This is a genomic window from Lishizhenia tianjinensis (assembly GCF_900116425.1).
Classification (GTDB): domain Bacteria; phylum Bacteroidota; class Bacteroidia; order Flavobacteriales_D; family Crocinitomicaceae; genus Lishizhenia; species Lishizhenia tianjinensis.
In genome coordinates, this window is the sequence record NZ_FPAS01000003.1 from 192,415 (window position 1) to 209,545 (window position 17,131).

Here is a 17,131-nt window from a genome sequence, read left to right on the forward strand (position 1 = left end):
AACCTCCTTGAGCTAATGCTTCTAAGAAAGGATCTTCTAATTTTTGATTAGCATATTCAGGCTTTTTCGTGTAGAAAAGTTTATTTGGACATTCTAGTCCAAGTTTAAATCGTGATTTGGTTAGTAATCTATACATGACACCTATAATGTCCCTTTTAAGCGGGGTATTTCAGGTTTGAATGCTTTTTCAAAATTGGGTAAGTTATCAACGACAAATTGACTCATTACCTTCCAGTCTGATTCTTCATATAAGTTTACATTGTCCAACTCATATTTAATCCTACTCATCTTATTTTCTGGTAATTCTTCCCAAACCATTTCATGTCCAAATCGTGATTCAATTTGCTCTTTATTCTGAAATAGCTGTTGGAAATACCGTTTGTTTAATTCTTTGCTAGATGCCGAAATTGTAAACTCTAAGCGAACATAAGTCCTTGTAATAACAAGTGTATATGCTATTCCACTTACACCAGCTCCAGTGCTTAACCAATGGTCTTTTGTCGGATTTACATTTCTAAATAATTCTGTGTTTTCAATTTTAGGCAATAATTGTTTCCAGAAGTTCCTTCTTATTACAAATCGACTTGTCTTTTGATCAATTTCAGCTTCTGATGAATATTTAATTATCAATTCATCTTCTAACTCAAATGAAACTAACAGTTTTTTTAAAGTATTAAATTTGGTATTGCTATCAATATTAGCTTCAATAAAATAGCCGTTAATTAGAGATTGAGGTGAACGGAAATCATTTTCATTTCTTGTTAATTTAAGCACCTCGTTTTGAGCTAAAAGTAATTCTGGATTACGTTGATATAGCTTTCTTACGACATAAAAATACATCTGCGCAATAGCGCTTTCCTCTATTTTGGTGTTTTCAAAAATGAAATACTCTAACTTTTTATGGGTCGGTTTTTCTGCATCAAAAAAGTTAACTTCAGTACCATTCTCTATAATTGGTAGCTCAATATTAGGGTATTCCCATATTGATAAGAAACGTTCAGCAATTATCTTAAAACGCTTTTCATAGTTTTCCACATTCCAGACGCTTATGGTATTCAAATAAGAGTTTAGCCATAATCTACTGAATTTATAGCCCTGCTCTCCACCATTTTGGTTCATGGATTGTTTTTCTGAAAAACATTTATTACTTAATGACCCATTATTACCAGACAGAGTTAGATTTGCAATAGTGTTTACATATTTTTCTTTAAACACAAAAAACTCGTCTGAACTTAATTCTGTTATCCAATCCTCATTCGGATTTTGTGGGAAAATATGTTCGATAGTAATGTTCTCGTTAGAAGTATCAACAAATTCTCTATTATTGTGATTCTCCAACATTTCGAACATATAATTTCTATTCTTCGACTTAATGTTGTACAAGTCTTTATCTTTCAGAGCGGTCAATAATTCTTCGTTTGTAGGGAATTTTGCACTTCCCTTTTTCTTCATCAATGCGATAGCAATTGATTCGTAATACTCTTCGGTATCAACCTCAGAATATAACGTCATAAATATTTTGTTTAAGGCATTAGTAGGTAATCCTACAACAAATCTACGCCACGCATATGATTGGATTAATTTTAATATATTAATAAGAGTATTATTATCAATAATGCCATTATCAGCATCTTCAAAAATTTGCAATAGAAATGGAAAAGCAACATTAATTTCCAAGCGAGTAATGTACTCTAGTTGAGATCTTAAATTATGATCTATAACTGTGGTTGGGTTAATGAATTTTCTGTAATGAGCAGAAAGGGATTTTATTTTCTCTAATTCTTGATGATATGCTTCATCTTTTTTATTGAAATACAGTTTTTTAAATTCTGTATAAACTTTCCCTTTATTTGGTATTTTCTTATTTCTCAATGTCAGGTAATCTCTGATGTAATCAGAAACCATAGACTTTTGTTTGTTTAAGTCACGAGCATTGTTTTCTATCGGATTCCATATTTTTTCAAAGATATTATTCTGATCCTTTGGGTCTAAATCCATTAAAATGAAATTACGAATCAGGTCAGATTGAGAAAGATCTAACCCAGTAGAATTTAAGCTTTCAAAAATTCGTTGAGGATCATCTTTACCTCTTTCTAAGGAAATTTCAACAAAAATAAGTCGTTTGATACCGTTTAATATAATTTGGAAGTTTTCTTCGTTTATTCGATCTCTAAAATAATTGTAGTTCTCTATCACATTAGAATAGCTGCCAAATTCATTTTCTGTTTTATTCATTATGGCACTAAATGCCAATGAATTAGAGTCAGTTTGTTTTAATTTTAATTTACTAGATTCTTTCTGTACATATTGATTTGTTAAATACATATTGTAAAGCATATCTACTTCTTGTTGCATACCATAATCTTTGGCAAAACGATACAATGCGACATATAGAATATTTATAGTGGTCAAACGCTGCTGTCCATCAATAATCACCAATTCTTTGACTTCACTTGTGCTATAAGCACCTTCATGGATAAACACAATACTTCCTATAAAGTGTGTTCCTCTATCATCTTGCTCAACAGATATTATATCATTGATTAGCTCTTTACATTCATTATTTGTCCAATCGTAATTTCGTTGGTATACAGGTATTACAAATTGTACATTTGGCGCTTGTAAAAAATTATTAATTGGTAATTCGTTTGCTTTCATATTTCTTTATTCTATATCAGACTCTTTTCCTATTGATTCCATTAATTAGGAAACGTAAGATTAAGAGGAAGACTATCCATTACTTAAGATTATAAAACACTTCAATAGTCTTCGGACCAAAGCCTTTGAATCCTCTTAAAAACTCTCTAGACTCGTTAGTATCATTTGACAATATTTTCTCACATCTTGTTAAGCCTTCTTGATTTATCTTACTTGATGCTTCTTGAAGTCGTTCTGCGATCATATATGTAAGTGATCCTCTATCGTATCCACCCCTCTTCAGTTTATTGCCAATTTCGATTACGTCAAGGTTTTCCAATTTTTGAACATCAAATAACTCTTGTGATTTCATTTCATCTAAATTCTTTAGTGTATTTGAAATATCCCATTTATTTACGGAAATAAGTGAGCATACAAATTTTTCCCATGTCGTTAGTTTCATATAGTTGATTTTAGTTTTTCTCTTAATTCGTTGAGTGATACTATTTCCTGTCCCTTTTTTATACCCCAATATGTCCAACCGTTGAGACTTAGTTTCTCAATCCATCTCGCTGCTCCACTTGGATACTCATAAGTTTTTTCAACTCCATCAGACACAACGGTAATTGTTCCATTTTCATTCAGTTTCCCAAGTTTCTCCCCAGTCTTAACTTTATAGAGATCTGTCGAAGGTTGTAGCAAATCATTTTTGATTAAATCTTCAATTGTAATTTCTGCCATAATTCAAGTAATATTTTTTTTGTAATATTCAATTCCTTTGAGCACAACCTCTATAGTTTGTTTAATTTGATTTATACTGTCAATAGAAGGTAAATCAAATTTTCTTGATCCCATTTTTTTCAATGCTCCTGTGCAACCATGGATAACTTCAATAACTCCATACTTTTCTTTAGTATTCGTTGGATAGTAAATTATTATCAAAGGAATATTTTCTTCTTTCGATAAATAATCTCTTAAAACTTCTAACCGATCATATTTTCTTCCATCTGGTTTTGGGTAATAATTGGAGATTTTTTGATAACTTATGTCAGAGCTTAAGTTGTGTTTTTTGAATTCAATTATACACTTTGCCCTTCCTTCATCATCAACAAGAAGCAAATCTGCATCTCCAGGATAAAGGCTATTAGAAGTTGAAAGAAAGCATTCCAACCGTGATGTTCCGTAGTACAAACCTTTTGATCCTATACTAATCGAACCCCCAGAGTTATTTTGTATTTTCTCCTTTAGTTCATTTATGCTAATAATAGTTGTTTCATATTCAATTTTATTGTTTGAACCAGATGAGAACCTGACAAGTAATAAATTTGATTTTTCATCACTCCAATTATTGGAATCATCAAAAATTATTGCGTATGGAATGATAGAATAATTTTCACAAAATTTAGTATATGTTTCTACAAAGCTTTCGCCATAAGCGTTGTTTAATTCTTGAGGAATGTCTGCTAGGTTGAAATTTGTATTAATTGAACTCTCACTTATTCCCTTTAACCAAAACTCTTTAGTCAAAGTAATAGGAGATTTACTCCAATCAACAAAGAAGTCAAAAGTAAGAGCACGAAGATTGAAATGACCAAGAATACTAGTGACGAACCAATCCTCTGGATTGCCACAAAATGAATTTGTGCGCGGTAATTTCTCGCGGTTTTCACAACTAGCTAATTGTGGTTTTTTAATCATATTAATCTGTTACTGCTTGCCTAATATTAAAAAGTTGGGTTAAAGATTCAGTCACTGTCTCCATATACTCCTCAATGTTAAAAGCACTAAACACTGTGCGTTCGAAGTTAACTCGATCTTCTTGTTGCAATTCAATATCAAGGGGAAATCTTTCTCTGTTAAGTAGAGGTTGGAATGAATCAATGATTGCTTGACTGGACTCTTCATCCAGCAATTCAGGAGAGAGAATCCTAAAGTTTTCTTCAATTTTGTCTTTGCTTAGGTCTAATGCTCCAAGCCCTCTTCCAAATCCAAGTGACTCAATAAAGAACATACTCATAATACTATTAAGCAATGCATGTATTAGAATCATTTCAGCTTCAGATTTATTTTCAAGAAGTGAAAAGCGAATTAACCTTTGGTCAACAAACGCTCTGTTTTCTAGTCTAGATATGAAAAGACTTTTATCGTAATTTATATTGGCAACAAAATCTGCCATTGTTTCAGCTCTCATCTCGTACCACCTAGAACCAGTTCTTTGTAACACCTCTGTAAGAGGTCGTCCATTTGTGTTTGTTAAATTTTCAAAGCTTCTAATCCAATTCAGTGCTCCATTATGATTAAGAGCTTCTAAGGTGCTTATATCTTCGGAACAACAAAAAGCTTCTTTGTTTGGTCTGCAACTTAATCCTCTAGCTTGAGCCCCTCTTAGATTCTTTAAGACTGGTCTTATATAATCTGGTTCGATTCCATGCCCTGCCGCAGGATAAAACATCGGATTCCAACCACGACGCTCTCCTCTTGCTATATCAAATATTTCGTTCACTGGTATAAACCTATCTTGAATATTTAAAATCCAATTCAGGTCGACAAATAAAGAACTCCATGATAGACCTAGTTCTTTTAGTTGGAGAATACGCTCGTTTGTATAAGAAACTGAAGAAACAATATCACTATTGTTTTTGAGAAGGATATCGTCAGCAACAGCACTAACATCATCTATAGAATTTAAAGATTCTTCTAGCCTATGAAAACCAATAGCAGAAGTTGATAAAACAGTACTTGGATGTACTCGTTTCTCGGCTATTAATAAGGTTGTAACGACATCAGCATTTTCAAACCATTTTCCATTTGCTGATATTACAATATGTTTTAGTTCATAGAAATATTGAAGTAATTGAATAAAGTCAGCACCATAATTTGTTCCTAACCACGCATTGGATAGGATCAAACCGATTTGACCTTCATCTTCCAAAATATTATAAAGATAAAAAGGGATATATGTGTAAATATCGCTTCTACCGGGTAAACTAAGGTCTGTTTCAACTTGATTTGAAATCCAATTATTTATTTGAGCAATATCTGGATTAAGGTGTCTTATATCCTCTTGCTGAATGAATGGTAAGTTAGATATTACATAACCGACTCGAGTAAATGGAATTGTAACATTTTGACCATTATTCGGATCTTTAAAGTTAATATTTTCACCAACAGACAGTTCAATTACATCCTTTCTGAATATTTTAAGAATTTTACCAAAATTTTCAGGTTTACTTAAGGACAGAGTCGCCAACTGAATTGGAAAGGCATATTTATCAGAAGCCCAAATTGTGTTAATGACCTCATCATCAACGATACCAACTTCTGTTTTTATCTTAGCAGCTGATGCAATGATAGTTCCTGTTCCACAACAAGGATCTAAAACTGATTTAGTTTTATCTGTGATTGTTATTCGAGCTAATAACTCTGCAAGCTTAACAGGTGTTGAAAATTGACCTGCAATTCTACGTTTTGCATTATTTATAGAAGTCTGAAGTATATCATGCAATATTTTAACATCTATTCCAGCAATGTTAAGTTCTAATAAAAAAGTATTTAATTGAATGATTTGATTCCAAGCAGTTGTCGAAATATTTTCTTGCCCTATATTGATGCTGAAAATATTCCAGAAATTACAAGAATCTGTAATTTCTTTTAATAAATCTATTGCCTCGCTGACATCTGTATTGAAATCAATTAAATCAATTCTTTTCGCTTCATCAAAATAGTTTTTGATGATATGACCAAATACTATTTTAATCACCCAATCGGTTAAAACCACTTTTGCAAGTACCTTATATTTATCTTCTGAAGTATATGCAGGATATTCATTGGATGAAGACCTCCACCAAGTATTGATCTGAGCGTTAAGAATGTTATTAGATCTTGATCCGTTGATTAATTCTTGGGCTGTTGCATCAGTGTTTTCTAGTATAATGTCAATAACTGAAGTTAAGGAAAGAACTTCTGCTGCAATTCTCCCCATTATACGTCCTGACTCAAAATAACTAAATAGAGTTTCTAAAATATTATCAAGAAGTTCCTTCCAAATTTGTTCATTATCCTTTACTTCAGAACGATTGTTGATTCTTATGTCATCCCAACTATATAAAATTTCAAAGTCATCCGAATCGACTTCAGATCTTACATATAGAACAGCGGATTTAACATTCCAGAGTACAAAACTATCCAGTTTAAGGATATTAGCTTTAAGTATGGCATTTGATATTAATTCACTGTCATTTATTGCCGTATCAGGCATTTTTAATTCCCACCCCTGTATTATCTCCCCTTGATTTTTATCTCCAAACAATAAAACATCTGGGAATAAGCTTGATCTATTATTCTTTATTGTATTTTCTCCTCCTGCCCCTTTTATCCTTTTATCTCTATTGGATAAATAAACATTAATATGGGAGATAACGTCAATCGCCCAGCTTCGTTCATTATAATTTACAACTGGCATTCTAATTCTTGGATTAAATAATTATCTACTTCAATTTGATTTAACTTAGAAACTGATAGTTCATCAATGTTATCATTAATTTCTTTGAGTCTTTTTTTGCTCGGTTTCTTATTTGATTCGAGTAAAACCTCCTCCAAACGCATTCTGATTCTTTCTTTCTTCGCCCAGTCAATTCTTTGATTGCATACTTTTATGAAATCTGTTTCCTTATTTTTGAACTGAACCGAACCCTCATTCAATTCTATACCGATAAAATTCCTATCCTCTAAAACTGCTGCTACCATAAAACTCCCACTTCCACAGGTATTGTCAAGCACAATATCATTTTTCTTTGTAAACGTTCGTATAAAATATCTTCCCAGCTCTACAGGTTTTTGAGTTGGATGATACACTTCTCCTTCCGATTCAGCTGTTTTGAAATAAATAATATCGGTAGGATATCTTTTACCTTCACTTTTAACTTCAACAGGTTTAAAATCACCATAACTTCCTGATAATTGATTCTTACGAACTCCTTTGTTGTATGGTGTTCCATCTTTCATTTGAGGTACATATAAAGGTTGCTTTTTATAGAATATGCAAACATCCTCATGTTTACGGAGAGGTTGTTTTTTGGCATTAAGAAAATTGGTTGGTTTAGATTTTTCCCAAACGATTTTGTATTTGAACATTTTCTCGTTGCTCAAAATTAGTTTTGCGGTGAATATTCCTTGAGAAGTCAAAACAATTGCTCCATTAGGTTTAACAATTCTGTTATAATCTTTCCAAAGTTTATTAAGAGGGATAACACTGTCCCATTTATTCTGAGTAGTACCATAAGGAAGATCACATAAAACCATGTCAATACTATTGTCAGGTATTGATTTCATAACTTTCAAGCAATCTCCTTGATGTATCTTGTTCAATAATTCTTCAATTTTTTTCATTTTCATATTCTTCGGTAGAGATAAGTAATTCATTAACATCAACCTTTAATAACTTAGCTATTTCATACAGCAATTCTAAACTTGGTTGTCTGCGATTATTACAGTATTCGTTAACCATGCTGAAACTTTTGTTGAGCTTCTCAGATAGCCAAACCTGTTTAATACCTTTTTCTTGCAACACCTCTTTTATTCGGTTCATATTGTCATTTTAAGAACGTTTGACAATATACTAATCTGCAAGCAGAAAACAACCGATATTATCATATATTTTTATTTAAACTTTTTTAAAATTAAATCAGTACGACGTAATCTTCTTACGTACTATGAAAAAATTAAATTTTAGTTTGAATCATTAGAAAAAATTAAACTCAACATCTATTTTTGTCCTTTAATGAAGAAGAATATCGATATAACAAAGTTTCTTGATGGCACAGAGTTCGGGCGTTTAAAGGTGCGTGTGTTTGTGTAACTGAATGAACGATATTCCGAAAAACCAGAAGATTTGACTGATATTAAAGCCGAGGTTAAAAAGGTTTTTAGCGTACCAGATGTAGAGATGATAGCCGAACAATGGTATAATCTTACTTTTGAATAGCTTTTTTATTGATGAAGTTTGATAGAGTTTGATGAAGTATGACGGAGTTTGCTAGGAAAAGTATAGCAAAAAAAAATCCCGCTAAAAGCGAGATTTCATTATCAACAATATTTTAGTTTTCGGCTGAATTTAAACTTCTATGATAGTCTATCAGGTTTTCTAAACTGACCTTTTCTATCAAAAGAACCTTTGGATCTTCCTCTGTTTTGCAGAACTGACCAATCAAAAGTTTGCTCTCATAAAACACTACGATATCGTCTTCCGTCCAGTTCATTTCTGACTTTAGGAAAGGATATGTTTCAAATATTTGTTTGACTGTGAGAAACATCCTATCGTTTTGATTGTCATTAGATTCTAAAGGTACGGATATTTCATTGCAATTCCTGAAACATCTGAGTAAATTGTTTTTATCCATATATTATTTTTGATTCTAAGTGTTGATGTGGCGATCACGGTTTACGTCATTTACAAAATCTATGAGCTTTAAAAAGCTTTGTTCCGTTATCATTGCTTTGTTTTCCTTTCCTCCCACAAAGCCCACTAACAAGCCTGCCCTAAAGAATATTCCGATTTTAGTTGGTGTCCATCCAAGCTTTGCAGCTTGTGGGTAAAGCTCCATTAATTCGCTTGGTGAATATAATCGGACAGGACTCATTAATTATTTGAAGTTTAGCGGTATAACAGATATATAACGCAAAAAATCTCATTTTGACACATACAATTTATTGTTTGGCTTGATTTATAGCGTATTCGGAGTGTTTTTAACAATTATTAGTACAGGCAACAAGTCAAAAAGCTCACTTTTTTCAAAAAAAAAGCAGGTACTAGTCCCCCCCACGTACCCCCCTTAGGTTGTCGTCCACCGCTTATAACCTTCTGAAATTTGTAAAAACGAACGATATGAATGAGTTAAAAGGAAGCAAGTTAATCTCTACTAAAGACATTCAAATCATCACAGGATACTCAATAGAGGTTTGTCGTAGAGATCACAGAACGGTAAGAGATGCTCTTGGAAAAAAGAGCAAAATGCTAACGGTAAAGGAGTATTGCGATTACTACGAACTGGATTATTCCGAGATCGTTTCCTACCTCAATCCATATCGCTAAAAATTTATAGCCATGAGAATAGATAAATCAGACATCAATGTATTTCTGGCACTATGGATAAAGAGTGATCCAGAATTGTGGGGGGAATTAAGAGACATCCAAATCAAGCTCCTATTGCAGCGAATAGTTAAAGAGAAAACCTTTGCTGAATTGGCTCAAGAATATCAAGTCTGTGAGACCAAGCTACGACAAATCTTCAATGCTATTCTGAAAAGAATAGAACTATCACTTGGAAGAGATGTAGCCGTTCATCTGGCTAAGATCAGCCGATTAATTGAGCGCAAAACGGTCATGCGAATTGAGTCTGACTTCAATCAAATTTTCCTGAATTAAACAAGACTAAACACGACCAAACACTACTGAATACAACTATTCAGAATAAAGCAGAATAAAGCGTGACTGGATACAACCATTTGAAAATGAAAGCAAATAAACCTGCGGAACTTTGAAGAAACAAAAGCAAAAGTTATGGAAGCATTACTCATCATAAACTCGATACTGGTAGCGATCTGCCTGTACTTCATAAAAGACTTTCATGGAGATTTTAAGGAGGTAGCAAAAAAGGTCGAGAAGTTAAACGACAAGGTTCAACGCATTTCAATGAAGCTGAACGATCAAGTAGAATCAATAAAAAAAAAGATCAAGAAGATAAAAGGGTAGCCTAATGAAGAATTTGAAATACATAGCAATTGGTTTAGGATCATTCTTAGGTATCCGATACTTACTCTCTTTAAAAAGAGCAGGCGAAAAAGTTGTGATTAAAGTATCAGGGCAACGAGATCAAATAACAGCTCAAGGGATCAGCATTAGGATTCATTACAATATTCAGAATCCGACCAGAGCAACGATCAAAATGACCCCACCATTAATCAAACTTTCATCAGGAGGTCAATTACTAGCAAGTAGCACAATGCAAGAAGTGGAAATTCCTTCTTCGGTCAAGGACGCAAAGGGCAGAATCATTATGAACGCTTTCGCAGAGACAGGGAATATCACTACTAAAATTCTAGTGCCATGGTTGAGTGTAGTGGCTATTAGTCCACAACTATTAACCCGTTTGCAAAGCAATGACCCAGCAGACAAAGTGAAAATCGACATAGAGACTTTCACTCAATTATTCACAATGGCAGGAGATTATCCCTACCAAGAGAAAACAAGTGTATCACTATGAAAGCAGGAAAGAGACATATCAAAGGCGGAGATCAATTCAACGCAATGTTTCCAATTCCAGAGGGGAAAACGCAGCTCATCAAAAAAGCTGCAAACCTTGAAGATACACTCAAGTTGATGAAACAGATAACGGCAACAACGCTTGAAGATACAGCGACCATTGCCGAATACCTGAAAGCATCTACTGAAAAACAGACTTGTTCAAACATCTGGAATTTCTGTTTCAATCATTTGCAATACACAAAGGATGAAATGGGGAAAGAACAAGTTCGCAGACCATCCAGAGTTTGGCAAGACAGAAAGGAGGGCGTGGATTGCGATTGTATGAGCGTGTTTATTGGCTCAATCTTAACGAATCTGGGAATTCCATTTGCGTTTCGATTAACCAAGTATCAGTCACCTGAATTTGAACACGTGTACCCAATTGCATACACAAAGAACGGAGTATTAATCTTGGATGCTGTGGTTCACAAGTTCAACCGTGAAGTGCCGTATTCCGCTAAAAAAGACATCAAAATGGATTTAGAGTATTTAAACGGTTTTGACGAGGATGCCGAATTCGATCAGTTCACAGAAATTGATGAGATCCTCGAAAATGACTTTCCAATTGATGCTCAAGGAATAGTCGAACTGGAAGGTTTAGAAGGTAGAGCTGAAAGGCAAGCCCGAAAAGCCAAAAGAAAGGCTAAGAGAGCAGAAAAGAAAGCGAACCGCCCTCCATTAAAAGAGCGATTGAAAAAAGGACTGAATGTGATTAACAAATTCAATCCTGCCACAGCACTTCTTCGTGCAGGAGTTTTGGCAAGTATGAAATTGAATGTAATGAACGTAGCAAGTAAATTAAGATTTGCTTATTGGTCAGACAGTCAAGCTCGCCAAAACAACATGGACTTGAACAAATTCAACCAGTTGAAGCGAATTCGTGAGAAGATGGAAAAGATCTTTTTTGGAGCAGGTGGAAAAACAGAAAACCTGAAAAAAGCCATCCTATCAGGTAAAGGAAATAGAGACCGAAGAGTAACCTTAAATGGACTTGGAGAGATCATCTATCCAGTACATGACGATCAGGATTTAAGAACCATTCTTGGAGACGAACTCTTTGAAGATGAAGTTGGAGAATCTGGAGTAAATGGATTGGGCGCAGTTGCAACGGCTTCAGCCATAGCAGCAGCTTCAGGAGTAATTGGAACACTTGCAGCTTTAATTAAAAAGCTAGGAAGCCTATTCAAGTCTGGTTCGCCACAGGCAGACCAAGAAATAGTACAAGACAATACGGCTGCCGAAGAGGAAAAAACCAGACGTTTCAATTTTAAGAATTTGGTAAACAACTTCAAGAACAGAAACAGCAATGTAACAGATCCGACCACTCAGGCAACAGCACCAATTGTCGATCCCTCAATTCCAGAAGATCAAACATTCGATCCTGCCATGTATGATGATGAAGCTTCATTCACTAGAAGTGCAGAAGTTACACCAGAAGATAAGCCAGATGAAAAGAAAGGTGTTGTTGGATGGATCAAAGAACATCCTTTGCTGACCGCAGGAATTGCAACGGCAGTTGTTGGAGGAACTATTCTAGCAGTAAGAGCTGCCAAGAAGAAAAAGGGATTAGCAGGAGTTCCAAAAAAGAAGAAGACAAAAAGTAAACCCACAACGGCTAAAAAGCGCAAGACTCCTGCTAGGAAAAAGCCTGTGCGAAAAAAGCCAACCAGACGCAGAAAAAAACCAGTTAAACGGTCAACCTCTGTAAGAAAGGTGGAGCTGCTTTAATTAATGTTTAATCGCTAAAAATAAGTCAAATGAAAAAGAAGAAAAATAGCAATAAATCTGGCTCTATGCTTGAGAAGTATAAAGCCAAGAAAACCAAAGGCAACATTGCCAACACAGGATTAAAAACCCTAGTGGACTTGGTTGTCGGAGCTACACTTGGCGCAGGTATTGGCGCAACAACAGGTCGAGCAGCTCTTCCAGTAGGAATCTTACTTATGGCAGGTAGCCATTACTTTGATGAGGACACAGGAGTTCTCAGAATCGCAGGAGGTGCAACCATTGCCTACGGAATTGGGAAAGCAATCGAACATCAAAATATTGCAGCAGCTCAAGCAGTAAATGGATTCACACTTGCAGGAGAGCAAACCAAAGCCAAAACAAGGCTTACGCAATTCAAAGATGAAGTGTTTACTGCCTTTTACTTGAACAAGATTTTCAAGAAAAAAGAAGATGCACCAATATCGGATGACCAAGCAGTCGGATCAATTGATCTTTCTCCTTTAGAGATCTACGAAACAAATAACCGCAGAGAAGCCATTCAATATGAGATGAACCAAGAAGATGACTTTGAAGAGTTATCAGGCGGATATGATTACGAAAATCCAGAAGAGTACTCATTCGCAATGATTGAGGAAGATCCCGATTTAAGTCACATATAAACAAAACGAGTATTAACCATCCCGATTGTTCGGGAACAAAATCAAATGTTATGACAGATGATGTAATGAATAGCGAATACAACAACGTTGGAGAGTTGTTTGGAATTGGCGAACTGGAAAGAGCAACCCAAGGGATGTCTCCAGTAAAAAAAGCAATGTTTATCAAAAGAATTGCAGGACAAGTCCACAGTTCAAGAAGATCACGTGGCGAAATGGAAAAATTCTTCAAACAGCTTCCAAAGCACGTAAAAGGAGAATTACTCAAAGGAGGTGTAAGACTTGCGGATTACACAATTTACTCAACCAAACTGATCACTTCAAAAACGATCAAAATGTTTGAGCCACAAGACGACAAAGAAGTTGCTGTGAGAAATATCTCCAATGCAAAGTTGCCTAAGAACATGGTTTTCTTAGTGAGTGGAATTATTCTTTTGACAGGGAAAATTCCAGATCCACAGGACAAGGAATCAATAAAGGCAATCAATTTTGGAAGTGTTAGTAGAGTGCCTGCAATTGCAAATGGCGAATTCAGCTTGAAAGCAAATAGAAAACAAATTGTACCAGAGAACCAATCTATCAGAAGGTTCATCACGGACAATGATACAACAGTGCCTTTAGGCTACTACAAGTTGGACAATCCGAGATTAATCAGAGATGAAGAGTTGATTGAATTTACAGTTGAATTGGGAACTATGTTCAACATCCCCAACAACGAACAATACCTCTACATTGGATTAGACGGTACTGGAACCACTCCTTGATTTCTTGCCAAGGTAAGTTTGGTAGCTGTGGCATCCCTCTTTAGCCACAGCCTGCCAGACTAAAAAACAAATCATTAAGCACATATAAAATCAATTGAAATGAGTTACAAGCATAACATCATAAAGGAACGTTTTGACCTAAAAATCACCAGTCCGAACCAAGTTTTTAAAGGCGAATTTGAACTGGATAAGAACGCCAATTTCCTTATTGGTATTGGGTTAACGTCAGATAGAGATGATCTACTTTTCTATCGTGGAACGCAAAAAATTCAAGTGAATGACCAAGAGTTGTTTCCTGAAGAATTTGAAAGCCGACTACTCATGTCAGGGGTTAATGTTTCCCCTAATGATCGAATGATCAAGGTTGGGAAAATTGAAACAGGGAATGGACGTGTTGAGATCTGGTTTAAAGATCAAGATCACCCTTTAGCCAAGTTCACTCCTTACCGAGTAACCATCTACACCTTTTCAAAAGTTGATTGCAATAATGATTAAGCGAATTGTACATATCGTTCGTGTCAAAAGACAAGGAGAAAAGCTACAATTTCAAGTTAAGCTGCCATCAAATGTCAATCAAATATTGTCGATATGGGCAACTGCAAATCCTGCCGAGAAAAGACAAGTTGTTGGAGATGTAATTGAAGATTTACAGCCAGTTGAAAAGCTTTTAATTCGTCCAGTTTTTCCAATCAAACCACTAGCAAGATCAATAGACTACAACAAAGAAATTGGCTGGCTATGGATGAGACTATCAGAGTGCAGAGATGTGTTCTACACCCAGATTATTAGACAAAGTGATAAGCTGTTTAATCAGTCCATTCACTTACACAAAAGTCCAGGGGATTTTGGTGGAGGTCTATTCTGGATTAATGGCAAACAACATCAAGAATTTAATCTGACGGCAGAGCCAGATACGCAAGTTTTGGAGGGCTATTATGTTGACCGATTTGGGACTGGTTTAGCAGACTTCTACGAATTAAAAATCTACTTAACACTTGAGGTATGACAGAAGGATTAGCCATAGAGATTGCCGAGCGCAAAATGAAAGAGTTGGGAGTTGGAGATAACTACCTCATACGGTTAAGACATTTTCAAATTCCACCTGCTAGTAAGATTGAATTGGATGCAGAAAACGAACTCTTGATTCTAGTTAAGCCAGATGAATATGTCAAGATGTATTCCAAGGCAGGGATCTTCAATTTAAGAGATAACCGCATCAATGAAATGCAATATATCCACCGAGGGAAAACATGGATTATCAACCAAGAAACCAAACGCTACTTGCAGGTCAAAATCATTCAGGTAATACCGAACATAAAATTGAAATAAGATGGAAGAAATATTTGAAAATAAGAACCCCAAAAAGACGGGTAAAGTGTTTAATGAACCATACAACATTCAGCGTATCAATCGGCTGAAAGGAATTATTAAAGGGATTCATGAACAAGGAGGATGTAAGTTCTACTCAATTTTTGTGGACGGGGAAATGGTAGTAGCGAAGAACGACAACATTGAGCTTTTTGACAACTACCATCAATACATGGAACCGAATACACAGCAAGTTGAAATTCGATTGCACTTCGGTAGATCCCCAAATTGCAACAGACATATTTTCCATACCAATCAAACGGCATTAAGTGGTGTACCTGCAAAGGATGTGGAGCAGCGAATCAAAGAAGCTTTGGAAAAGCAAAAAATGGAAACGGAAATCGACCTTTTGAAAAAAGAGTTGAAACGAAAATCCAAAAAGCTCAAGCAATTCAAAACACTTCAGGCAGAACTGGACGACAAGCAGATCGACATCAAGGATCTGATAAAACAAGGAATGGAGATTTACGGTCAGTTCAATGCTAACAAATCAGGAGCAATAAATCCTACTGTTCATGGTGCGCCAGAAGTTGAAGTGGAGGTTGAATCAGAACCAGAAACAAAAGCGGATAAGCATTATCAGAAAATGAAAAATGAATACTCCGAAAAAGAACTGGAGAAAGCATTAAAGACGTGGGAAATATTCACGGCTTACCCAGAACTCAGAAAGGAATTCACAGAATTAGTTAATCATAAAATCAAGCAAAATGGAGAAGCATAAGTTCACAATTAGCATTTCGGGCAGCAAAAAAGAAGCAACCGAAAAAGTAAATGGTTTAGCGGTTTTAGCAGCCTATTTATCAACTGACACAATCAAAGCATTGGCAAAAGTGGTCAAAGAAGATCCTGCCAAGGTGGAGTTTGCCAAACACTACTTAGGAGTTTCCTAATCATCAAAATTCAGAGCAATGAAAAATGAAGTAATGATACAGCCACAACAACAGCAGCCCACCACACAAATTGTGTTGGATCAGGAAAAGCGTTCATGGTGGAACAGCTTGACGGATAAACAACGTCACGCCATTACTTCATTGGCAATTGTTCTAGGTATTTCAGTTGTAGCTGTAATTGCAATAAAGTTCGCATCAAATCAAGTACGAGAAGCCATAGCTAACAAAGAGGAGAACAACAGTTTTGGATCTAAGGATCATGCGACTTGGGCAAAGCAACTTAAAAATGCTTTTGACAATGACGGTTGGTGGGGAACGGATGAGGTCGCAGTTCGACAAGTGTTGAGAGCAATACCATCACAGGAGGACTTTCAAAAGGTTCAAACATCCTATCGAAAACTGTACAAAGGAGCAAACCTCATTGAAGACATGACCAGCGAGTTGAAAACAAGTGAATTCAATGAAATGCTTGCCATTGTTCAGGCTAAACCTCAAAAGGCGAAAGATGCTGGATCACCAATTTATGATCCGCATGGTTGGGCAAAACGATTGTACAGCGCATTAGACTACGCTTGGTTAGGGCTTTTCTGGGGAACAGACGAAGATGCGGTCTTAGCTGTGTTTAGTGAAATCCCAACTCAAAAAGCTTTCAACGAAACAGCACAGGTTTATGCCAATATGTATGGTACTTCTCTAGCAGATGATTTAGATGGAGACCTTGACTGGACAATGGATTGGCGAGAAAAAATCAAGAAGAAACCAAAAAGTTAAACACTCAAAAAGACA

General features: G+C 35.4%; 21 protein-coding genes. 12 read left to right on the forward strand and 9 right to left on the reverse strand.

All coding sequences use genetic code 11. The annotated features are described in order from the left end of the window. Positions 1–141: 141 nt before the first annotated feature. The 9 genes from BM327_RS10590 to BM327_RS10630 form a co-directional block, all read right to left on the reverse strand. Positions 142–2,658, reverse strand: a complete 2,517-nt coding sequence (locus tag BM327_RS10590; protein ID WP_090249248.1) for a DUF4268 domain-containing protein — start codon at positions 2,656–2,658, stop codon at positions 142–144. A gap of 79 nt (positions 2,659–2,737) precedes the next feature. After that, the gene (locus BM327_RS10595) at positions 2,738–3,100 is read right to left on the reverse strand and encodes a hypothetical protein (RefSeq protein ID WP_090249250.1); all 363 of its coding nucleotides are present in this window, start codon (positions 3,098–3,100) and stop codon (positions 2,738–2,740) included. Further along, a complete protein-coding gene (locus tag BM327_RS10600) occupies positions 3,097–3,378 on the reverse strand; it encodes a restriction system modified-DNA reader domain-containing protein (protein ID WP_090249252.1) in 282 nt (93 codons plus the stop codon). The genes BM327_RS10595 and BM327_RS10600 overlap by 4 nt, the downstream gene beginning before the upstream one ends. A gap of 3 nt (positions 3,379–3,381) precedes the next feature. Beyond that, positions 3,382–4,335 carry a hypothetical protein gene (locus BM327_RS10605; protein WP_090249255.1) on the reverse strand — a complete coding sequence of 318 codons (954 nt, stop codon included), beginning with the start codon at positions 4,333–4,335 and terminating at the stop codon, positions 3,382–3,384. A gap of 1 nt (position 4,336) precedes the next feature. Beyond that, positions 4,337–7,099: an N-6 DNA methylase gene (locus tag BM327_RS10610; RefSeq protein WP_090249257.1), complete on the reverse strand. Its 2,763-nt coding sequence runs from the start codon at positions 7,097–7,099 to the stop codon at positions 4,337–4,339. Next, positions 7,087–8,025 carry a DNA-methyltransferase gene (locus BM327_RS10615; protein WP_090249896.1) on the reverse strand — a complete coding sequence of 313 codons (939 nt, stop codon included), beginning with the start codon at positions 8,023–8,025 and terminating at the stop codon, positions 7,087–7,089. Before BM327_RS10615 ends, BM327_RS10610 begins: the two co-directional genes overlap by 13 nt. Further along, the gene (locus BM327_RS10620) at positions 8,012–8,224 is read right to left on the reverse strand and encodes a helix-turn-helix transcriptional regulator (RefSeq protein ID WP_090249259.1); all 213 of its coding nucleotides are present in this window, start codon (positions 8,222–8,224) and stop codon (positions 8,012–8,014) included. Before BM327_RS10620 ends, BM327_RS10615 begins: the two co-directional genes overlap by 14 nt. A 508-nt stretch (positions 8,225–8,732) precedes the next feature. After that, complete coding sequence (locus BM327_RS15885) at positions 8,733–8,894, reverse strand: hypothetical protein (protein ID WP_170853741.1); 162 nt, start codon at positions 8,892–8,894, stop codon at positions 8,733–8,735. Positions 8,895–9,050: 156 nt separating this feature from the next. Continuing rightward, positions 9,051–9,275, reverse strand: coding sequence for a hypothetical protein (locus BM327_RS10630; protein WP_139230337.1), 225 nt, complete (start codon positions 9,273–9,275; stop codon positions 9,051–9,053). A 464-nt stretch (positions 9,276–9,739) separates the two neighbouring features. Between BM327_RS10630 and BM327_RS10640 the strand changes: the two genes are divergently transcribed. From BM327_RS10640 to BM327_RS10695, 12 genes are all read left to right on the forward strand, one after another. Continuing rightward, positions 9,740–10,060, forward strand: a complete 321-nt coding sequence (locus BM327_RS10640; RefSeq protein ID WP_090249266.1) for a hypothetical protein — start codon at positions 9,740–9,742, stop codon at positions 10,058–10,060. Between the two features lie 135 nt (positions 10,061–10,195). Continuing rightward, positions 10,196–10,387, forward strand: a complete 192-nt coding sequence (locus BM327_RS10645; RefSeq protein WP_090249268.1) for a hypothetical protein — start codon at positions 10,196–10,198, stop codon at positions 10,385–10,387. A gap of 4 nt (positions 10,388–10,391) precedes the next feature. Continuing rightward, entirely contained in the window at positions 10,392–10,898 is a 507-nt protein-coding gene (locus tag BM327_RS10650; protein ID WP_090249270.1) for a hypothetical protein, read from the forward strand. Continuing rightward, positions 10,895–12,667, forward strand: a complete 1,773-nt coding sequence (locus tag BM327_RS10655; RefSeq protein WP_090249272.1) for a hypothetical protein — start codon at positions 10,895–10,897, stop codon at positions 12,665–12,667. The genes BM327_RS10650 and BM327_RS10655 overlap by 4 nt, the downstream gene beginning before the upstream one ends. 29 nt (positions 12,668–12,696) lie before the next feature. Further along, positions 12,697–13,326: a hypothetical protein gene (locus BM327_RS10660; RefSeq protein ID WP_090249274.1), complete on the forward strand. Its 630-nt coding sequence runs from the start codon at positions 12,697–12,699 to the stop codon at positions 13,324–13,326. A gap of 50 nt (positions 13,327–13,376) precedes the next feature. Continuing rightward, a complete protein-coding gene (locus tag BM327_RS10665; protein WP_090249276.1) occupies positions 13,377–14,087 on the forward strand; it encodes a hypothetical protein in 711 nt (236 codons plus the stop codon). Between the two features lie 99 nt (positions 14,088–14,186). Next, entirely contained in the window at positions 14,187–14,582 is a 396-nt protein-coding gene (locus BM327_RS10670; protein WP_090249278.1) for a hypothetical protein, read from the forward strand. Continuing rightward, entirely contained in the window at positions 14,575–15,093 is a 519-nt protein-coding gene (locus BM327_RS10675) for a hypothetical protein (RefSeq protein ID WP_090249280.1), read from the forward strand. The genes BM327_RS10670 and BM327_RS10675 overlap by 8 nt, the downstream gene beginning before the upstream one ends. Beyond that, a complete protein-coding gene (locus tag BM327_RS10680) occupies positions 15,090–15,416 on the forward strand; it encodes a hypothetical protein (protein WP_090249282.1) in 327 nt (108 codons plus the stop codon). Before BM327_RS10675 ends, BM327_RS10680 begins: the two co-directional genes overlap by 4 nt. Position 15,417: 1 nt before the next feature. Continuing rightward, on the forward strand, positions 15,418–16,176 hold the full coding sequence (locus BM327_RS10685) for a hypothetical protein (protein ID WP_090249284.1): 759 nt from the start codon (positions 15,418–15,420) through the stop codon (positions 16,174–16,176). Continuing rightward, the gene (locus BM327_RS10690; RefSeq protein WP_090249286.1) at positions 16,163–16,345 is read left to right on the forward strand and encodes a hypothetical protein; all 183 of its coding nucleotides are present in this window, start codon (positions 16,163–16,165) and stop codon (positions 16,343–16,345) included. Before BM327_RS10685 ends, BM327_RS10690 begins: the two co-directional genes overlap by 14 nt. 18 nt (positions 16,346–16,363) lie before the next feature. After that, on the forward strand, positions 16,364–17,116 hold the full coding sequence (locus BM327_RS10695; protein WP_090249288.1) for a hypothetical protein: 753 nt from the start codon (positions 16,364–16,366) through the stop codon (positions 17,114–17,116). Positions 17,117–17,131 lie beyond the last annotated feature (15 nt).